Source organism: Vibrio sp. JZG10, from assembly GCF_054064075.1.
On the sequence record NZ_JBSUGE010000002.1, the window covers coordinates 461,789 to 483,133 of the forward strand.

5 protein-coding genes are annotated in these 21,345 nt (G+C 45.3%); 3 read left to right on the top strand and 2 right to left on the bottom strand.

Annotated elements, in window-relative coordinates; translation table 11 throughout:
• Positions 1 to 7: 7 nt before the first annotated feature.
• Positions 8 to 2,077, bottom strand: coding sequence for a DNA helicase IV (helD, locus tag ACWYVB_RS04590; protein ID WP_005396667.1), 2,070 nt, complete (start codon positions 2,075 to 2,077; stop codon positions 8 to 10).
• A gap of 323 nt (positions 2,078 to 2,400) precedes the next feature.
• Here helD and yccS point away from each other — a divergent pair, with 323 nt between their 5' ends.
• From yccS to ACWYVB_RS04605, 3 genes are all read left to right on the top strand, one after another.
• Entirely contained in the window at positions 2,401 to 4,554 is a 2,154-nt protein-coding gene (gene yccS / locus ACWYVB_RS04595; RefSeq protein ID WP_005396670.1) for a YccS family putative transporter, read from the top strand.
• Between the two features lie 184 nt (positions 4,555 to 4,738).
• Entirely contained in the window at positions 4,739 to 4,969 is a 231-nt protein-coding gene (locus ACWYVB_RS04600; RefSeq protein WP_041853076.1) for a hypothetical protein, read from the top strand.
• 80 nt (positions 4,970 to 5,049) lie between these two features.
• The gene (locus ACWYVB_RS04605) at positions 5,050 to 5,352 is read left to right on the top strand and encodes a hypothetical protein (protein ID WP_005396673.1); all 303 of its coding nucleotides are present in this window, start codon (positions 5,050 to 5,052) and stop codon (positions 5,350 to 5,352) included.
• 160 nt (positions 5,353 to 5,512) lie between these two features.
• On the opposite strand, the gene ACWYVB_RS04610 is transcribed toward ACWYVB_RS04605, so the two are convergent.
• Positions 5,513 to 20,884, bottom strand: a complete 15,372-nt coding sequence (locus tag ACWYVB_RS04610) for a retention module-containing protein (protein ID WP_457528128.1) — start codon at positions 20,882 to 20,884, stop codon at positions 5,513 to 5,515.
• Positions 20,885 to 21,345: the final 461 nt, after the last annotated feature.

Genomic DNA, 21,345 nt, shown 5'->3' on the forward strand with positions numbered 1-21,345 from the left:
TCTGCCTTCAACGCGAAGTGATGATCGGATAATCGCCATTGACGAGCTCTTGAACAAATGCGGACCCAGCGCCAGTGTGCGTAATCCAAACTTTCTCTTTCGCACGCGTAATCGCCACGTAAAACAGCCTGCGCTCTTCTGCGTGAGGGAATTTGTCTTTAGACTCGGTCAATGCACCATCAATGTGAATTTGCTTCTTCTTCGCAGGGAACTGCCCCTCATCCACAGAAAGGATAATGACAAAATCAGCCTCTCGCCCTTTACTCGCATGGCAAGTCATAAAACGAATATCGAGATTAGGAAAACGTCGCAACCAATCGTCATACAAGTCGGGCTTGTGATAATGATTACGTCCTAACAATAAGACTGACTTGGTTTGCTTGGCTTGTTGATTCAATTGATCCAAGATTTTTTCAACTTGGTTGCTCGGTGCGGTATGCACACTCTTCTGCTTACGTTGCTTGTGGCTATTTAGTGTTTTCGGCAATTGCGATGGGTTTTGCTGCACAAAAGTGTTTGCCACATCACCAATCTGATTGTTGAAACGATAAGTCGTATCTAGATGATGAACGGTAGAGTGAGCAAAGCGGTCTTTAAACCCAGTGATAAGATCTACGTCCGCACCAGCAAACTGATAGATGGCCTGCCAGTCATCACCAACCGCAAACAACGTCGCACCCGCTTGTTTCGGTGTGGATTCGCACAGTGCTTCAATCAGTGCTAAACGGTCTGGAGAGATATCTTGGTACTCATCGACCATAATGAAGCGCCATGGGGAGACAAATTTCCCTTTATTTACATAATCTGTTGCACGACTGATCATGGTAGGGAAATCCACTTGATTGCTTTCTTTAAGCATTTTCTGCCACGCCGTAAAACATGGCCAACACAAGGCGAGTTCGCTGTTTAAACGAGTATAGTCTTGGTGATTTACCAACTTTTCTTGCACTTGCTTTTTGGTTAGCCCTACCGCAGCTAAGTGAGACAACTGAGAGTCTAGCCACGCGATCAGTTTTGGGTTTTCTGAGTGACTTCCTAACTCATCGTCCCCTTTTAAATAGGCAATCGGCCATTTGTCTAAATGTTTTTGCCAACGTTTAAAGTTAGTAGGCGTCATCCAATGCTTTTTCAGCCAATCTACACACCATGCTGTTCGCTGGTTGTCATCTAACGCCAACGGACTGATCTCAACAGGCTGTTGCTCAACTTGATTGAGTATATATAAGCCTAGTTGATGGAACGTATTCACACGCACACCGTCTGCGGCCATGCCTACTTTATCCACTAAACGCTCTTTCATTTCAGTCGCGGCATCACGACCGAAAGCCAGCATAAGCAACTCTTCTGCTTGAGCCTGGTGGCTTTGCAACAAGTATGCAACTCGAGCCGTTAAAACACTGGTTTTGCCAGAGCCTGCGCCAGCAAGGACTAAGTTGTGATCATCGTTAAGCAACACCGCATATTGCTGGGATAAGTTTAAAGGCGAAGATTCTATGCGATTAAACAGCACTTCCCAATTCGGACGTTCTTCCTCAAGCCAATCACGATTACGCTCACCAAGCGTCGCAGACGTATCAATAAGCCAAGGTTCGATTTCCGCCATGCGATTCGGCATCCGCATTTTGGCTTCTTCTAGAGTGGTTTTCATTTCGCTTAACTCTTGGTTAAGACTTTCCACCCAGGAGACCACTTGAGAGTGCGATAGATAGGCAGGAAGATGCTTAAGTTTGTAGAGCTCTTCTTCCCACTTAGGTAGATACTCAGCCAGTTTTCGGCACTGAGTATTGTGCCATTCTTGATACTGACGAACAGCTTCAAGAGCAAACTTACGGCATTGTGGCCACGGTAGCCCTTGTACTAGCCAGCTTTGTTGTTTGCCTTCGTGCTCATGAGCAAAAAACTGCAAAGAGCTCCATAACAACCCACGCTTTACGCTAACTTTGCCATTCCAGATCGTAAAAGGAATATGTTCTTCACTGCCTATTGAGCTTAATAAAACACTGTTCTCTTTTATTTCGACGTGATGGTACTCATTTTGAATAAAAAACTGTGCTTTGCTAGTGGCAGTGAGCTGCATGAAACGTGCGCCTTTTAATTTAGAAGTTGTCGATTTATATCATTTTAAGGCGCCAAATTGTAGCAATGGCGAGCACCTAAGTAAGCATCTTCTTTTATTCTTTAATAAAATTCACATTACTGTCGATTTAGTAACCTAAAGCTCATTCTATTTGAAGCTGACTTTACAATTATAGACACATTGCGAGGCTGCTTTAGTATAAGTCAATGACATCCCTGTTGATTTTATCGACAACAACGAATTTTTCTTAAAGTAAATCATAAACGCGCTATAGTGGGTTTGGTAGTATTCCCCCGTTCTTTATCGGAAACATAAGGCGCATTGTGCAAGCAACTTCTAAATTTCGGCTCTATTGGGCAAACAAGACCATAAATTACAGCGTTCTTATCCTAATCACCTTACTGGGTGTGGTTATCCCGACTTGGTACTTCGAGCAAAACACGCTGATCACGCCGCTAATACTGGGCGTTATTGCTGCTGCTTTGGCAGAGAGTGATGATAGTTTCACTGGGCGCATCAAGGCGCTGATTCTGACCTTTCTCTGTTTTGCGCTCGCCGCTTTCTCAATTGAAATCTTGTTCGACACCCCTTGGGCATTTGCATTAGGGTTATTTATCTCAACCTTTGGTTTTATCATTCTTGGAGCGATAGGTCCTAAATACGCGAGCATTGCTTTTGGCTCTTTGCTGATCGCCATTTACACCATGCTTGGTGCGCATGAAAGTACTAACATTTGGTTTCAGCCACTACTGCTTTTAACTGGTGCGGCTTGGTATTACTTCATGTCGATGATTTGGCAGATATTTTGGCCTCTTCAGCCTGTACAACAAAGCTTAGCCAATGTGTTCTTCCAAATGGCAAATTATCTCGATGCGAAAGCCAAGCTTTTTCACCCTGTCACCAACCTAACGCCACAGCCACTTCGGATTGAAGCCGCCAAGTGCAACGCAGCGACGGTGATGGCGCTAAACGCTTGCAAAGCGACATTACTAAACCGCTCGAAACGCGGCCACATTGATGGCCCTAGTGACCGATTCTTAAATATCTACTTCATCGCTCAAGACATCCACGAACGAGTCAGCTCTAGCCATTACCGCTATCAAGATTTAGCAACTGAATTTGAACGTTCTGATGTGCTGTTTCGTTTTAAATATCTTTTGGAATCTCAAGCCCAAGCGTGTCGCGATATTGCATTAGCGATTCAGCTAGGGAATGAATACTCACATACCGATCAGTCCATCTTGGCCTTAGCTGAAGTGCAAAATTCACTTGCTTACTTAGAAGAACAAAAGCAAGGACACTGGAAACGTCTGCTAATGCAGTTAACATATTTATTCAATAACTTAGCGACGGTAGAAAAGCAACTGAATAACATTAACAACCCAGATGTTGAGGGCCTAGAGGAAGATACGCTCGCCGATACTAACCCGCACACATTAAAAGCCATGTGGCAGCGTATATCCGCGAATTTACACAAAGATTCGATGCTGTTTCGACACGCATTGCGTATGTCGATTGCCTTGACGATTGGTTATGGAATCATTCAAGTATTCAACATCGACCGAGGTTACTGGATACTCTTAACCACTCTCTTCGTGTGTCAGCCGAACTACAGCGCAACACGTCAAAAACTGACAGCGCGAGTCATAGGCACTTTAGCTGGTTTGTTAATTGGCGTACCATTACTGACTTTCTTCCCTTCTCAAGAAAGCCAGTTAGTATTCATCGTTATTTCTGGCGTGATGTTTTTCGCCTTTCGGATGAACAATTACGGATACGCAACCGGTTTTATCACACTACTGGTCCTCTTCTTATTCAACCAGTTAGGTGAAGGTTACGCGGTTGTGCTTCCTCGACTAGCTGATACCCTCATCGGGTGTGTGCTTGCTGTAGGAGCCGTGCTGGTTATTTTGCCAGATTGGCAATCGAGAAGGCTGCACAAAGTCATGTCGGATGCGATAGATGCTAACAAACAGTATCTCGATCAGATCATTGGTCAGTATCGAATTGGTAAAAAGGACAACTTGAGCTATCGCATTGCTCGTCGTCAAGCCCATAACAGTGATGCCTCACTTTCTTCTGCCATCAGTACAATGCTTGCGGAACCTGGTAAATATCGTGCTGCCGTTGATGAGAGCTTCCGCTTCTTAACGTTAAATCACGCAATGCTGAACTATATTTCTGCTCTTGGTGCGCACCGAACTCGCATTGAAGATGAGTCAATTCATAAGCTCGTTTTAGATGCACACCGCTGTATTCATCAGCATTTAGACGTCCTCCATAAACAGCTTCACCAGCATTGCGAAGAGTGCGATTTATCTAATATTGACGACGCAGGACTTGAGCAACGCTTGAATGAGTGGCGAGATGAAGATGATAGTTCCGCTCGCATGGTATTGCAGCAACTTCACCTTATCTATCGCATGCTCCCAGAGCTACATTCACTCGCCAGTAAGTTTGCAGTGAGGGTTAACTAGTAACACACGCATATAAAAGGGAAGCGGATTGTCGCTTCCTTTTTTCTTTCTACTTTTCTATCTACCCCAAAGTGGGTAATTATGTACCTTCATAGGAAAAATCTGACGTATCACTTAACGCACCTTGACAATATTCGGACAAAAAGCAATCGATCAAATTCTAATCTATCTAGGTTGAATAAATATGTTGTATCCAAAGGACGAAGAATTTCGGGAAATGAAGGATAAACCGAATTACAACGAGGGTATTGAGATGAACGCACAACAATTTAATGAACTTAAACAAAAGCTCAGTGATTTAACGGCGAGTCAGTTGAAATCATTACAGGGTGAGATAAGCGTAAAGTTAAACAAAACACAAAACCCAGTACTTTCTGTTGAAGAAAGAGAAATGCTTTCTAAACTGTTTGCTTAATCAAATCATTGATATAAAACACTTGAACGTTTTATAAACTCCACCTATGCTCTCATTAGCATAGTATTGGGGGTGGTGATATGCCTGTATCAGGAATTCAATCTGGGCACCAAATTGTTCAGATGTCACAGCAGATGGCTGAAAAAGCCGCGCATGGCATTAATGATAATTTAGGTAAAGTGAAAGAAGAGATCGCTTCTCACAACATCGATTTGGCTAAAGTGGCAGATGTCGCAATAACCGCTTCAACTCCTAGCCTCCCCTCTCAAAAAGTTGAATCACTCATCAACCTTACGCAAGCTGCAGGTTACAACCGAGTGGGTGCGTCCGTCATTGAGAAAAACAATGAAGTCATTGGCAGCTTACTCGATATTCACGTCTAAAACTTCTTAGTTCCGACCTGTCACTACAAATCCGTAACAAGCCCTCTTTTGCTACCTAATGTTGTGCTATTTCGATTCAATAAGTCTCGATAAAAATCAATAACTCCCAAAAAAAGACGGACGCCTTGTTAAAGCCGCCCGTTTTATGTTGAATCCAGATTTATCCGTTATCAATAACACCATGATTCAGCAATGACTCTACAATCTCATTGGAGCTAAGACCGTTGAAGTCTATCGATGTACCTAAGTTTTCCACAACAATGGTTTGCTGGACATTTGCATCCGTCGTAATGTTCAGAGAAACATTTTCTGTTGATGCGTCGTAATCGGCTTGAATGTGCGCAAGTAAATCATCAATACCTGCCGTTGGATCATTCAAATCAGCGATCACGTCTTTGAGGTCAATGGTGTCCTCATTGACGCTAAAGTCAGTGATGGTGTCAATCGCACCATTATCCACCGTGTCTTCTGTCCATTTAAAGATATCGCTACCCGCACCACCAGTCAGAATATCAGAGCCTAGTCCGCCAATAAGCACGTCATCTCCATCTCCTCCTAGGATATAATCATCTCCCGTACCTGCTGCTAAAGTAATGCCTGCATCACTACCAATAAGATAGCTGTCTTCACTTTCAGCTGACTGATCAATATCTTGACTATTTAGTGTAACGTTTAGATTAATGTCTAATGGCGTTGAATACGCTTGGTCACCATTTGATGCAGTAGAAACCGCAGTCAATGTAATATCGTAATCTCCCGGGATCGCATTATTGATATGTAGCGTATCAATTTCATCTTCTGGAACAGTCCATGTTGTACCATCAAAGCTGATATTCGATGTTGTAGCTTCACTCGTGATAGTGGCTCCTCTTGGCACGCCAGTGAGCTCTAAGGCCAGTACTTCATCGACATCGGTCAACGCCGCCATAATACCCACCAGCGCGATGCCTTGACGGCTTGCACTTTGACTCGCACTAATTCTTTGAATGTAACTAAAGTTCTGATCAATGGCCAAGTTTGGTACGTCAGCGACAGGCGTTACGTTAATATCAAACGTTTCTGATGTTTGTAGTGAGGTACCCGTTAAGTTGTCATAGAAGATACCGTTGTCATTAGCGGTAACGGTAAGCGCAATAGAATTGCTGTTCACGTCACTGGCATCAATAAATACACCGGCATCCGGATCCGTCGAAGCGAAAAGACTATTAAGCTGAGACAAGGTCCCCATCAGTACAGTTTCACCTGCTAAACCAACGCCTTGAGTAATGCCACTCCCAGCCGGGACAAGAACACTTATATCACCCTCATCGATGCTGAGTGACACCGTCATGATTTCATTCTCATGAATACCTGCAAAATCAACATCGGTAATTTCGATACCTGAGATTTTTTGATCCGATGACTCCATAATCGTATTTGTTACCATTGAGCCATCAATCTCCGGAGCATCGTTAATCGCCTGCACTGTCATCACGGCTGAGCCACTGACGGTCTTCGGATCCGAGACGCCATTGGTCATGCCATCATCCGTAATATCGTAATTAAAGCTTACATCTCCGTAAAAATCAGGAGCAGGTTCAAAGCTCCACTCCGTTGAGCTCAGTTGAGTAAGCGTCCCTGTTGCAGGGTCGACAAGCGTAACATTGCTAACGGTTAAATTGTCCGACTCAATATCAACAGCATTAACCAGCAAATCCGCTGCGGTAACAATAACAGCGCCGCTGTCTTCATCAATACTTGTCAGCGTCACTTCCGATGTTGTTGGCGCATCGTTCACCTCTGTGACTTCAATTACAAATTGGCTGCTATTTGAATTGAGTGTTTCATCGACACCGCTAATCACGATACCTTCGTTGCCTTGGTCATCGACAGAGATGTCGACATTGACGTTACCAAAGAAGTTAAGCGCTGGGTTAAACTCCACTAAACCATCAGCGATAGCGGCGTTAAGGTCAGATACGGTTCCTTTCAGTTCAATTGAACCCGTGCCGTCTCCTGAAACCGTCAATCCGTAATTGGCAATAATCGATGGATTGAGCGCCAAGTAACCGCTATCGACAGCAATATTCAAGACATACTCTGCGGTAGGATCATCAAGTACCGCATCCATATCCGAAATACCAAATGTATCCAGCAGGATAGCGTTGTCTTCTGGTGTTTCAACGTCAATGACATTCACGAAGTCCGGTCGATCATTCACCGCTTCAACATCAACAGCTACGTCAAACTCCTCGGCTGAACCTAAATTTTGGCGACCATCGAGCCCGGTATCAACGGCTTGCACTTTGAAATGCAGTGACCCTCCCCATGAGTTATCGTTTCGATCACCAGAATTAAAGACCACTTGATCCAAATCTTGAGCATCGATTTCTAATACGAAGACGCCATTTCCTTGGTCAGTAAACACCGTTCCATCAGGTAATGAAACACTCGCCCCATCAGGGACATTTGAAATCTCAACTCTCAGCGTCTCTGGATCATTTTCCTGGTAGGTTGCGCCATCTCCGATGGACTCTTTGTTATCAACCACCAACGCATTGACGTTGATAACAATATCTTCTCCCTCATTCCCCGCAGCTGAAGTATCAGGATTCACATCAACATCATCGCCAATAGGATTCACAACCAGCGTAAAGTTATTAGTTCGCTCAGTTGGTACTTGTAACAATTCTTCTTGGATGAACACGGTAATGCCAATCTCTGCCTCGCCACTGAAGTTTTTCGGCGGTTTGATTTGGATGTCACTTAAATCAACGGATGTCTGAGTAAGGTCTTTTAGCTGAATACTCCATTCTCCTCCGCCGTTGTTCTTAACAACATAATCAGAGGAATGGGATTGCACGACAAAGTCATCAGGGATCCCTGTTAACTTGAGTGAAACGAAACTTTCAGAGCCATCATTATCGTTTAAGCTGATCGAAACCCCTGAGCCCGATTGATTCAACGAAATTAAAGTATCTTCGTCACCAACCACGGTAATTGGCTTCGTAGGATCGGCACCTGTAATCGTAATATCGTCCACCACTGGCGTAACTTCGAATGTCACGTCATCAGTAAAAGTTCTTATGTCGATATTATCGCCAGGGTTATTTAGGATAGACTGATCAAATACAGCCTCGTCCGTGATCTCTCCTTCGATATTAATCTTGACGGTGTTTTGTCCCCCACCTACGGGATAATTTTCTTTCGGCCTAAACAGAACATTATCAAGCGCACCCGCTAAAATCTCTGCTTCATTAAACTCAATACTTGTCCCTAAGCTATTGCCATTTGCGTCAACAAACTCCCCCAGTGTTGTGTCATCGAGCTCTAACTTGATGTTCGTTAGCGTTTCCTGACCACCTTGGATATTGTTATAACGGTCGGCAAAATCGACATTCAGATTAAGTTGGATTAAACCATCTTCATAACCCACACCATCCGCCGTTGGTACATCGTTATTTAGGTCATCAACGGGTTGTTTGTTCGCGTCTAAACCGAGAGTACCTGTGATATCCACTGTCACATTTGGTGTAACATCACCATCTAGTGGCTGATCACCCGCCGAACTCGGAACATCTGCAATCGGTAAAACCTGAACTGGAATTCGCACGTTGTTTTCTTTTTCGTCGCCAGACTCTGTGTCTTTGGTGACAAACCTCACAGGCAATTCAAAATCACCAGCGTAATCTTCCGCCAAGTGCATCGTTAAACCGTCCAAACCTGTGATATTGCCACTAGCATCAATATCTGCTTGGAAAACGTATTTACCATTGACAAAATCGATATCAGTGCCTGTTATCACCAAGCCTGGAGGAATACCGGGAGCGGATGGATCAATAACAACTGTCAAAACATCTTCCACACCATCCGCATTAATCGCATCGACTTTCGACGTCAATTGAGTGCCAAGGTCGATCGCATTATCTTCCGATGCTTCAATTTGGACGTCATCAGCCACCTTAATTTCAGCTGCAACACTTGTTTGCGGCGTGAGAACCGTCGGAAACTCAAGTGTCACGTCAGTTTCTCTTACTACTGTTGCGTCTTTTTCAACGGCATCTTCACCTAAATCGTTGACCTCGGCATAGATGGTTAACCCAATTTGAGATAGACCGCCGTTGTCACCATCATCGCTGTCGTCGTTTGGCGTTAAATCAAGACCGGAAGGCGCTTTAATCGAGAAGTTTTCTTCGTCAATGACTGTCCATCGACCGCCGCCTTCGTTCAATGCACCAACAATGACCAATTGATTGAGAATCTCAGGGTCGACATTGTGGAACTGAACAACAAGCTGAGTCACCACTTCATCTGAAGAGGCGTCAAACTCTTGGTATTTGATGATATTCGCACCAGACTCCCCACCCGTTGAAGTATTGATCGTAAAATCAATGTTCCCTTGACCGTCTGACTTCACGATGTCAGTGACAACGCCAGTGCTTTCAGTAACAAGCAAACGTGTCTGGGCGTCTAGCGATCCTGTTGTATTTTCTGGCTCAACGATTGGATTGACTTGGACATGCACCATGCCATTGATGGTTTTTTCTGCAATTCCCTGTCCTGGATTAGAAGCATCGACATATTCGTGGTCTATCTCTTTCACCGTCACCGTAGTATTCAAATCAAAGTCAGTACTGGAGTCTTGCTCTAATTGCACCTGGACATAACCACTTTGAGAGATTCGAGCAGAGAAGTCTTGCTCCGACTCGTTCGCTAGTGGCGAAAGTGTTAATGTTCCAGAAACCAATGTTTGTGCTACGCCATCGACATAAACTGTGCTGCCTGGAGGAAATCCAGAAATCGTCACATCACTAAAGAACTCGTCTGTATCAGGGCTTTGAGCCAACGTTGGCTTCCAATCAATATTAAAGCGTGTATCTTCATCACCTTCTGATTGAACCGTGTAGTTATCTTGCGCATCAATGACAGGAGCGACAATAATTCGGATCTCACCCGATGAGGTTCGACTGTGACCATCATTCTCTGTGACGATCGTCGTTGCTGTAATATGAATGTTCTCCGTCGATGACGCTTCCGGTTTAATAACAATTCCAGAATTAATATTCGCCGTGGTGATATTGGCTTCATAGATTGGCTGATTTTGCGCGTCATAGCCTACAAAGGTCAGATCGACGGATGCACCATCGCTATCAAATACCTCGACACCTGCCGGAATATTGGACAGCAGAACCGTAACCGACTCTGAGTGGTCATTCGGGTTATCTGGTAACTCGCCAGAGATGACACTAAAGCCCAACTCTACTTGACCATTCTCATCGATATTAGTCTCAATACCTCTTACATTGCCGTCATTAAACTCATGCCAGATCCCTGATTTATCATTCAGCTCAATAAATGGTATGTCAGCTACGCCTTTCACACCGACGATCACTGTTTTGCTGCCTAGTGACAAAATATCTTCGGCAACCCCATTAGATAAGGATGCCGTGTCTTTGACGATACCTTCAACGTTGAAAGTAAAGTCATCATTGCTGTGCAACGGAGGAAGCACTTCGACCTTGGCTAACTCAGATTCTGGCACTTCGTAATAGAGTACATTGCCGCTTGAATCGGTTACTTCTACGATTTGGCTTGGGTTTGCTGAATCAAGCCACACTAACGTAACGCCATCAATTGAGAAGTCAGAAATACGCACAAATAGTGCTTCAGAACCATCTAAATCCGCAGACGGCTTCATGGTAATCACTTCACTTAACTGAAGTGGATCATGATCCGTGACAGGATTGACGGTATCTTGAGTTCGAGCGTTATCCTCAAAGACATTGATTCGGTTGACCGTAAAACTACCTGGGTCCGCGATTGGGTTAACATCAATGATGATAGTTTCTGTCTCTGAACGTGCCGTTTCCTTCCCTGATAACGGATTGTTGTTTTCTGTTGTAATCGCGGTTACATCAATCTTGATTTCGCCCGAGAAATTATCGATTGGGTCAATTTGAACGTCACCAATTCGGCTGGCATCTACGAGATAAACACCACCAGTTTGTGGAATCGCACTACCATCCGAATAGACTAACTCTGCGTTACCTTCCCCTTGTGTAAAGACGAGCTCGTACACTATATCTTCAGGATTACTAGTATCCTGAGTTTCCGCCGTGATATTAAGTGCGACGTTGTTTCCGTCTTCATCGACAGAATAGTTAAACTCGCTGCTCGTCGTCCAAGTCGCAATATCTGCAACGGCAGCAACTTCAATGTCTAAACGACCATTAATCGTATGATCTGGCGTACCATTATTAAGAATTTCCACACGGATACGAGGATCGATACCAGAAGCATCGGTTGATGTATGACGATCTGGTACGAAGTACAAGTTATCTAACGAGACAAGCTCACCATTGAATGACTGCTCGACATTTGATGCGTCGAGAACAACCGTATTGCCCACAGATGTTAATTCAATGTAGTTGCCACTGCCGTCTCGGTAGTAGAACGTACCGTTGTGAGTATCAGCATCTCGAATAGTGATATCACCTAAGCTTTCGTTACGATCGATATCATGCAAATCGATAACCAAATCGACTTTCGCCGGTGTCACATCCAGCGTCGACAAGTTGTCCTGCGTATTTGCAGAGTCAACGCCCACAACGACACCATCACGCCCTTGGTCCTCGAACGCAATAACGGTAGACGTGTCAATTTGTGCATTGCGGTCTCTTATCGAGATATCCACATCGGCATCTGCGATATCGCCATCACCATCGGTTGCAACAACGTTGATGGTGAAATCAATCGAGTCGGTTTCTGTATGGTCAAGATCGTCATTCGGACGGAATGACACACTGCCATCAGTTCGAACAACCAAACGACCTATTTCAGTATCCACTCCGTCAAGAACCTTGTGAACAAATACGACTTGGTCGCTGCCGTTCAAATCGACAGAATCAGAATCAACACCGTTTTGCTTAAAGTAAATGCCTGAATCATCAGCCGAAAATGAAGTCACTTGTGCGCCGTCAGCACCAAGATCGTCATCACCTTCTACAGGGTCTTGGAATAAGTGAACCGTGCGGCTGCCTTGTCCCTCAACACGCGAAATAGATGCATCGTACAAGGTTGGAACATCATCGGTGATCGTCACTGGTAAGTTGATATCAGCCGTATCGCCATCAACATCGGTCGCGAAGACTGGGAGATCAAGTATAAGTGTATCTTCGCCTTGGATTGAGTGGTCTAGCACACCCTCAAGCGTAAACTTGTAAGAGCCGTCAGCGTTCAAAACTAGCGTGAATACTGAGTTTCCATCCGGAGTCTGCCCTTGATAAGTGTAGTTGTTGTTGCTTACTGCAGTTTGAACAAGTGTCACCGCTAACCCACCGGAAGTTACTCCTGGGATCGGGTTAGAAGTAAGATCCAACTGGTAAGAGACAACGGTATCTGCCCCCTCCACCGTATCGAAATTGCCCGTTGCTTCTAGGCTGTCTTTGTTGGTTGCCTGAGAGCCATTAGCGAGGTCATCCTCATCAACAGCCAAAGCATCTGCTGATTTAATTTCGGGAATGTCATCAACCACGGTAATTGGAAGATTCAGTGATGATGACGTGTCACCATCAAAATCTGTGACTGTAATTGGGATATCAATGACAAGGTTGTTTTCACCTTGAATAGCGTCATGGTCGATGGGTCCCAATAGTTCAAATTGGTAACTGTCGTTATTCGCATCAAGAGACAGCGTGAAGATCTTAGTTGAGGTGCCAGCAATGACCGCTTGGTAACTGGTTACACCACCAACCGAGCTCACCACATTCAACTCGATGCTGTTGCCGTTTGAAGTTAAGCCAGACACAACCGCATTGAGGTCAGAAACTTGGTAGCTGACTATCTCATCCGCGCCATCAACGACTTCAAATCCACCAGTTAATACCGTTGAATCGCCACTTGTCGTGTCTGAGCCACCAGCAAGATCATCTTCATCAACGGTTTGTTGGCTAGAGTCTGTCACTTTCACAATCGCTGGAACATCGTCCACCACAATGATCGGCAAGGTGATGTTATTGGACACATCGCCGTCAAAATCGGTCGCATTGACTGGGAAGTTGATGACTAACGAGTTTTCATCGTTACCCGCAGGATGATCAAGTGCACCCAACAGTTCAAATTCATAACTGTCTACTGAACCATTTAGCGTCAGTTTAAAGACGGTATCCGTCGTACCTTGTACATAAGCTCGGTACTCAATCACACCGTTTGAATTTGAAAACTCAACCAATTCAAGCGGCTGACCGCCTGAGGTAAGTCCTGATACAGGTGACGTCAAGCTATCCAACTGGAAGCTAACGATAGAATCAGCACCATCGGTAACGTCAAAGTTGCCGCCAATGATATTGGATTCTGGCGTATCGTCTGAACCTTGGCTTGGAATATCATCCTCATCCACAGACAAGGTACTACCAGAGCTAATAGCATCAATGGTTGGCTTGTCATCTACGACAGTCACTGGCAAGGTCGCAGTGATGGTATCGTTGTCGCCATCTGTAATCTTCACAGGTAGATTCAACAAAATCTCATCAGAGTTAACCGCGTGATCTAACTGACCAGATAACTCAAAGTCGTATTTACCATCTTGATGAAGTGTCAACGTGAAGACAGTCACTCCACCCGGAGTTTGTCCCACGTAAACAAGCGCGTCAGCAGTTGAAGCACCAACGTCTTGAGAAAGTGTTACCACTTCTCCACCCGATTTCAGATTCGGGATAGGATTTGAGCTCAGATCTAATTCGAAAGAATCAATACCATCTGCGCTAGTGACTTCGAATTCACCTGATACCGTTAACGGCTCTTTAGTGCTATCAGAACCAAGAGGTAAGTCATCTTCGTCGACACGTAGACTTTCAATATTGGTAACAACTGGAACATCGTCCACAACGGTAATTGGCAATGTGAAGGCTGGAGAAGTATCACCATCATTATCTGTCGCGGTCACAGGGAGGTTAATAATGATCTCGTTTTGATGATTACCATCTGGGTGATCAAGCGGCTTCTGTAAATCGAACTCGTAGGAATTGTTCGTTGCATCCAACGTCAGTTCGAACACCACTTCAGCAGGATTGCCAGAGACACCTTGGTATACGTTCACGCCGTTTGCACTAGAAGACAAAACTAAGGTGATAGCATCACCATCTGAAGTCAGAGAAGCAACAGGCGTGGTCAGGTCACTCAGCTGAATAGAAGCAACTTGGTCAGCACCTTCGGTGATATCAAAAGTACCTGAAATAACAGTATCTTCTGTACTTGCAGCATCAGTGCCTGCTGGTAAGTCATCTTCATCAACGGTTTGTTCGCTGCCTGCTAGTAAACCATCAATGGTCGGAACATCATCCACAACCATAATTGGTAAGGTGATGTTGTTCGACACGTCTCCATCAAAGTCAGTCGCGTTTATCGGCAAATTGATGACCAGTTCATTTTGGCCATCAGCATTTGGATGATCGAGAGGAGCAAGCAAATCGAACGTGTAGCTATCATCAGAAGCATCAAGGGTCACACGGAATACTGGTGTCGTCGTGCCATCAATACGAGCTTCGTAAACTGAAACGCCACCTGCGTTTGAGACTTCAACCATGACCAGTGATTGACCACCAGAGGTCAGGCCTTGTACTGGCGTCGTTAGGTCAGAAACACCATACTCTACAATGCCATCAGAGCCATCAGTCGCGATGAAGTTACCGGCAATGCTGTTCGACTGCGTACCATCAGATCCAACTATTGGGATATCGTCCTCGTCAACCGTTTGCACACTTGTTGCTTCGATGCCACCAAGCGTCGGCTTGTCATCAACAATCTTGACAGGAATTGTCTCAACTGACGTGTCGCCATCAAAGTCTGTCGCAATAATTGGGAAATTGAGTGTCAGCTCATCGCTATCAACAGCATGGTCGATTGGCCCTTCAAGCGTAAACTGATAGCTACCATCGGTATTCACCGTCAGCGTAAAGACCGCTTCACTCCCCGCCGTCGCCTCGTAAGTAAAGCTACCGTCGCCATTTGCGATTTCAGTCAGCGTGACGGCCACACCTTGTGATGTAAGGCCAGCTACTGGTGTTGCAGAAGCGTCAAGCTGATAACTCACCACTCGGTCCGAGCCTTGTGTGGTGGTAAAGTTGCCATCGATTGAAATCGGGTCAGTTTGGTCTGAGCCAATCGTGCCTAAGTCATCTTCATCAACGGTAATCGCATCAACATCGGTAATGGTCGGTTTATCATCCACGATGGTGACTGGGATCGTTTCTGTGGTGGTATCACCATCAAAATCTGTCGCGATGATTGGGAAGTTCAGCGTGAGCTCATCACTACCTGTTGCATGGTCAATTGGACCTTCAAGCGTGAAGTTGTAACTGCCGTCGCTGTTCACCGTCAAGGTAAATACGGCTTCTGATCCTGCGGTAGCGGTATAGGTGAAACTGCCATCCGCATTCTCGCTTTCCGTCATTGTCACCACTACCCCGTGTGAGGTTAAGCCATTAATAGGATTAGAGGACGCGTCTAACTGATAACTCACAACATGATCAGAACCCATCGTGACAAAGTGACCATCAATCGACACGGACTCGTTTTGATCAGAGCCAATCGTAGCCAAGTCATCTTCGTCCACGCTGATCGCATCAACATTAGTGATGCTTGGCTGATCATCAACAATAGTGACAGGCAGTATTTTAGTTGAAGTGTCGCCATCAAAGTCTGTTGCGATAATCGGGAAATCGATTTGTAGGCTGTCGCTATTCATCGCATGGTCTAGTGGACCTAGCAGAGTAAAGGTGTAGCTGCCATCTGGCTTCAGCACTAATTCAAATACGGCATTGCCATCCGCTGTAGCAGTGTAAGTAAAGCTACCATCACCGTTTGCCGTCTCAGCAAGCACAACAGGTTCACCTTGAGAAGTTAACCCTGCTAGAGGATCCGCGGTTGCATCAAGCTGGTATTTAACAACGCTGTCCGATCCTTCTGTCGTACTAAACGAACCAGACATAAACGCATCATCGTTTTGGTCTGAGCCAATTGTGGCGAGATCATCTTCGTCTACTGTCAGTGGAACAACGTTGTCGATGCTTGGAACGTCATCAGTAATGGTGACTGGAATGGTCGCAGTAGTCGTATCACCATCAAAATCCGTCGCAATGATTGGGAAGTTCAGTACTAACTCATCGCTGTTTAACGCATGGTCGACCGGCCCTTCCAGACGGAAGTTGTATGTACCGTCTGCATTCACATTCATGGTGAATACAGGATTACCATCCGCGGTAGCAACGTAAGTAAAGCTGCCATCGGCATTCGCAGTCTCTACCAGAGTAACAGGCTCACCTTGAGAGGTTAAACCTGCAACAGGATCAGCCGTTGAATCAAGTTGGTAGCTCACCACACGGTCTGAGCCTTGAGTGGTCGTGAACGCGCCTTCTACATAAACAGCGTCACTTTGGTCTGAGCCAATACCTGATAGATCATCTTCGTCTACAGCCAGAGGCACGACATTATCGATGATTGGTGCATCATCCGTGATCGTAACGGGAATGGTTGCCGTGGTCGTATCACCATCAAAGTCGGTGGCAACAATTGGGAAATCAATCGTTAGGCTGTCGCTGTTAGCGGCATGGTCAATCGGGCCTTGCAGCGTAAAGTCGTAAGTACCATCTGTTGCGACGTTTAACGTGAATACTGGATTGCCATCTGCGGTCGCAACATAGGTAAAGCTGCCATCACCATTCGCGGTTTCCACCAAGGTAATCGCCTCACCTTGAGACGTCAGGCCCGCAACAGGATCGGCTGTTGAATCCAATTGATAGCTCACCACTCGGTCAGAACCTTGAGTGGTGGTAAATGCGCCTTCAACAAACAGATCGCCGCCTGGGTCGGAACCTACAACGTTAAGGTCATCCTCATCAACATTCAGCGCACCAACCGCTGTAATAGTCGGTACATCATCAACTATCGTGACTGGAATGATTTCAGTGACGGTGTCGCCATCAAAGTCTGTCGCGATAATTGGGAAGTTTAGTGTCTGCTCGTCACTATCAACCGCGTGATCAATTGGTCCTTCTAACGTGAAGTTATATGAGCCATCAGTATCTACTGTCAGAGTAAATACTGGGTTGCCACCCGCTGTCGCTTCATAAGTGAAACTACCATCACCATTTGCGGTTTCTGTTAGCGTTACCGCCACACCTTGAGATGTTAAACCGTCCACTGGTGTTGATGAAGCATCGAGTTGGTAGCTCACCACACGGTCTGAGCCTTGCGTGGTTATGAAGCTGCCATCAATAGAAATTGGATTACTTTGGTCTGAACCGATTGATGCTAGATCATCTTCATCAACCGTAATGGCATCTACGTCAGTAATAACTGGCTTATCGTCCACGATGGTGACAGGGATAGTCGCGTTTGTGGTATCACCATCAAAGTCGGTCGCGATGATTGGGAAGTTGAGCGTCAACTCGTCGCTATCGACAGCATGATCAATTGGCCCTTCTAGCGTGAAGTTATAAGAGCCATCAGTGTTCACTGTCAGTGTAAAGACCGACTCAGTACCTGCTGTTGCTTGGTAGGTAAAACTGCCATCACCGTTTGCGGTTTCAGTTAGCGTGACTGCAACGCCTTGTGATGTAAGGCCGTCAACTGGTGTTGCAGAAGCATCGAGCTGATAGCTCACTACTCGGTCCGAGCCTTGTGTGGTGGTGAAGTTGCCATCGATTGAAATCGGGTCTGTCTGATCTGAGCCAATCGTGCCTAAATCATCTTCATCAACAGTAATCTCATCAACATCGGTAATGGTCGGTTTATCATCCACGATGGTAACAGGCAGTACAATTTGACTTGTGTCACCATCGAAATCAGTAGCAATAACACTAAAATCAAGAGTTAAACTGTCGCTATTTGCCGCATGGTCGATTGGACCTTGCAGCTCAAAACTGTACGAGCCGTCGGTATTCAAAATAAGTGTGAAGACTGCACTGCCATTTGCCGTTGCGCTATAAGTGTAACTGCCGTCTGCATTTTGAGTTTCGGCAATGGAGACGGTTTGACCTTGAGATTGCAGGCCATTTAAAGGATCAGCGTTTACATCCAGCTGATACTGTACAACGCCATCAGAGCCCTGAGTTGTCGTGAACTGGCCTTCAACCAGCGTTGGCTGTGATTGGTCAGAGCCTACCGAACTTAAGTCATCTTCATCGACGGCAAGAGCAACAACGTCGTTAATGGTTGGCACATCATCAGTAATGGTTACCGGTAGAACAAGTGAACTGGTGTCACCGTCAAAGTCCGTTGCAACAATCGTGAAATCCAAGGTTAGGCTATCGCTACCCACAGCATGATCGATTGGACCTTCAAGAGTAAATGAATAAGAACCGTCAGAGTTCACTTGTAAGGTGAAGATAGCGTCCCCTTCTGCCGTTGCAGAATAGGTAAAGCTGCCATCTGAGTTGACAGTTTCCGTCAGAGAGATAGATCGACCCTGTGATTCCAACCCATTGAGTGGATCAGTGCCGCTCTCTAATTGATAACTTACAACACGGTCTGAGCCCTGAGTCGTTGTGAAACTGCCTTGCGCGAGCACAGAATCGCTTTGATCGGAGCCAATGCTTGATAAATCATCTTCGTCGACGGCTAGTGCATCAACGCCATCAATCGTAGGAACGTCATCTTGAACTTGAATGACAATTTGCGCCGCTTCTGGTGTGTTCGAACCTTCAGTAATCGAGGAGCGGTCGCCATCCGCATCTACCGCATAAACTGGCAGTGAGAAAGTGAGCGAGTCATCGTTAGCACCCGTATGGTCGAGTTGTTCATACAAGTTGAATTGGTATTCGCCCAATGCAGGGGCATCAATCGCCACATCAAATACGGTAATACGCACGCCATCCAGCTCGATGAAGCCCTCGTAAGTACGCACGCCGTTACTCTCGGACGCTAATTCTAGTTGAACAACCTGCCCTTGAGATTGGAGTTCTCCACCAACATTAAACTCTGTAGGTTCCAACTCATAATGGTCAATGATGTCACTACCGACCGCTGTCGTGATCGACCCAGTGCCACTTGTTACTACCGCGCCTTCCTGTGAACCTTGGTCAACACCCGCTTCGTCTAAAGACAATCCCGTCACGTTTTCAATCACTGGATTATCGCCATCAAGGATGGTTAACGTAAAGGTGTTGCTTGCCGTATCTTGGTCGAAATCGACGATTGTGGTTGGCAAAGAGAGCTCAATCGTATCTTCACCGTTTGTTTGTTCTAACGGCTTAAATTGCTCAAATTGGTAGGTGCCATCGGTGTTCAGACTGATGGTTAAGACGGTTTCATTCGAGCCAGCAATGTACAAGGTGATAGTACTGCCGTCTTCAGAGAGTACCGCTTCTGTCGCCTGATTATCACTCAGTAGGCCATCGAACTGACTAAGCCCTTCTTGATTAAACGTGACCGTTGCCAATTGATCACTACCAATATCAACAAAGGTGCCAGTAATCGGAGTAGAAGAAGATTCAACGTTTTCGAAAGTAACGTTTTGCGGCGCCGGATCATCGCCATCAATAACGGTTGTCGTGAAATCGATAGGTGCTTGAATACTGTTACCACCAATATCTGCGCCTGTAATGTCAAAAGCGATATTGATTTGATCACCGGAGATGGAAACTTGACCATCAGCAACAGAAGCGACATGGTCAATGCCCTGGCTAATCGTGGTGACGACCTCTAACTCTAAATCACGGCCTAAAGATGTCGCTTCGATCTCTATACGAAGCACTTCGTTACCTTCTTGAGTGCCGATAATGGCATTTTTCGCTTCGTCATAAACGAACGCCACTGGCTGACCACCAGAGGTAATATCACTGTTAAGCTCAGTTAACAAAGACTCTAAAGAAGACGTTTCGGGTACAAATGAAGCGGTATCAAGTGCGAGATCCCCTGCTTCAACCAGCACACTAGAAGAAATGGTTTGCGGATAGCTTGATAGAGAAATTGAGCCTTCTGTTACGCTAGATTGCAGTGATTGTCCGCCATCGGCAAAAATAGTGACATCCAAATCATCAGCTTCATCGCGTTCTTCTACACCGCTACGAGTCGCTGACGTCTCAAAAAAGGTGGAGGCAAGTACTTCCGGATTATTATATTCAACGGTCACATAGCCAGCATTGGCTGAGCCTTCAGCGCCAGCACCAGCAGCCGTTGCTTCCAAAATAGCAGTCGGGTCAGCACCATCTAAAATGGCCTGTTGGATAGCCGCGACATCATTAGCGTCAAAGTTAGCACCTTCGATAGCTGTTGGATCGAAAGTAACCTGGCCATTAACTGGAGATTGCAACAAGGTTTCTGGTTGTTCAAAAGAAGGTTCTGGAAGGCACGCGACACAATTAGCATCAATCAGATACAGCTCATTATGTATCTGTACATCAAGAGAAGCGTTATTTTCAGTAATGATCACTTCGCCAGATATTAACTCATCCCCCGCTTTTATAGACCTGACTTTTCCATCCAGACCTAAAACCAAGACTTCACCTTTGACAGCATTTACAATCGCGTTCTGCGGCACGGTTTGCGTACTCATCTGACCTCCGCTAATGGCCTACGTTTCCCATTAACCTTTTTAGATAGTTTTTAAATGATTTAGTGCGGCATACTGCACACCTTTAGACGATTAGACTAAGTATCAACTCATTAAACAATCGATAAATGGCGCACTAATGAGCAAAGTAAGTAAAACTTACTAGTAGTCACAAAAAGGTGACACATGTCCTAACACCGCAATATCGATTAATTATATGAAATTGATACCTTATTCCGTATAAGTGTAGTCGTTTTAAAAAAGAAGATAGATGAAAACGCTCAGCTAAACGCCAAACTACCGGTTGCAATCAATAATGGAAGAAAAGCAATAAGAATGTTGTATACACCTGAACGTGATGACAACTTAATCAATATTGGTGACGAGAAAAACGTGACGATTAAATATTGAATGACATAAATCGTTGGACAAAATATAACCATGAAAATGTGGCTCACAATATG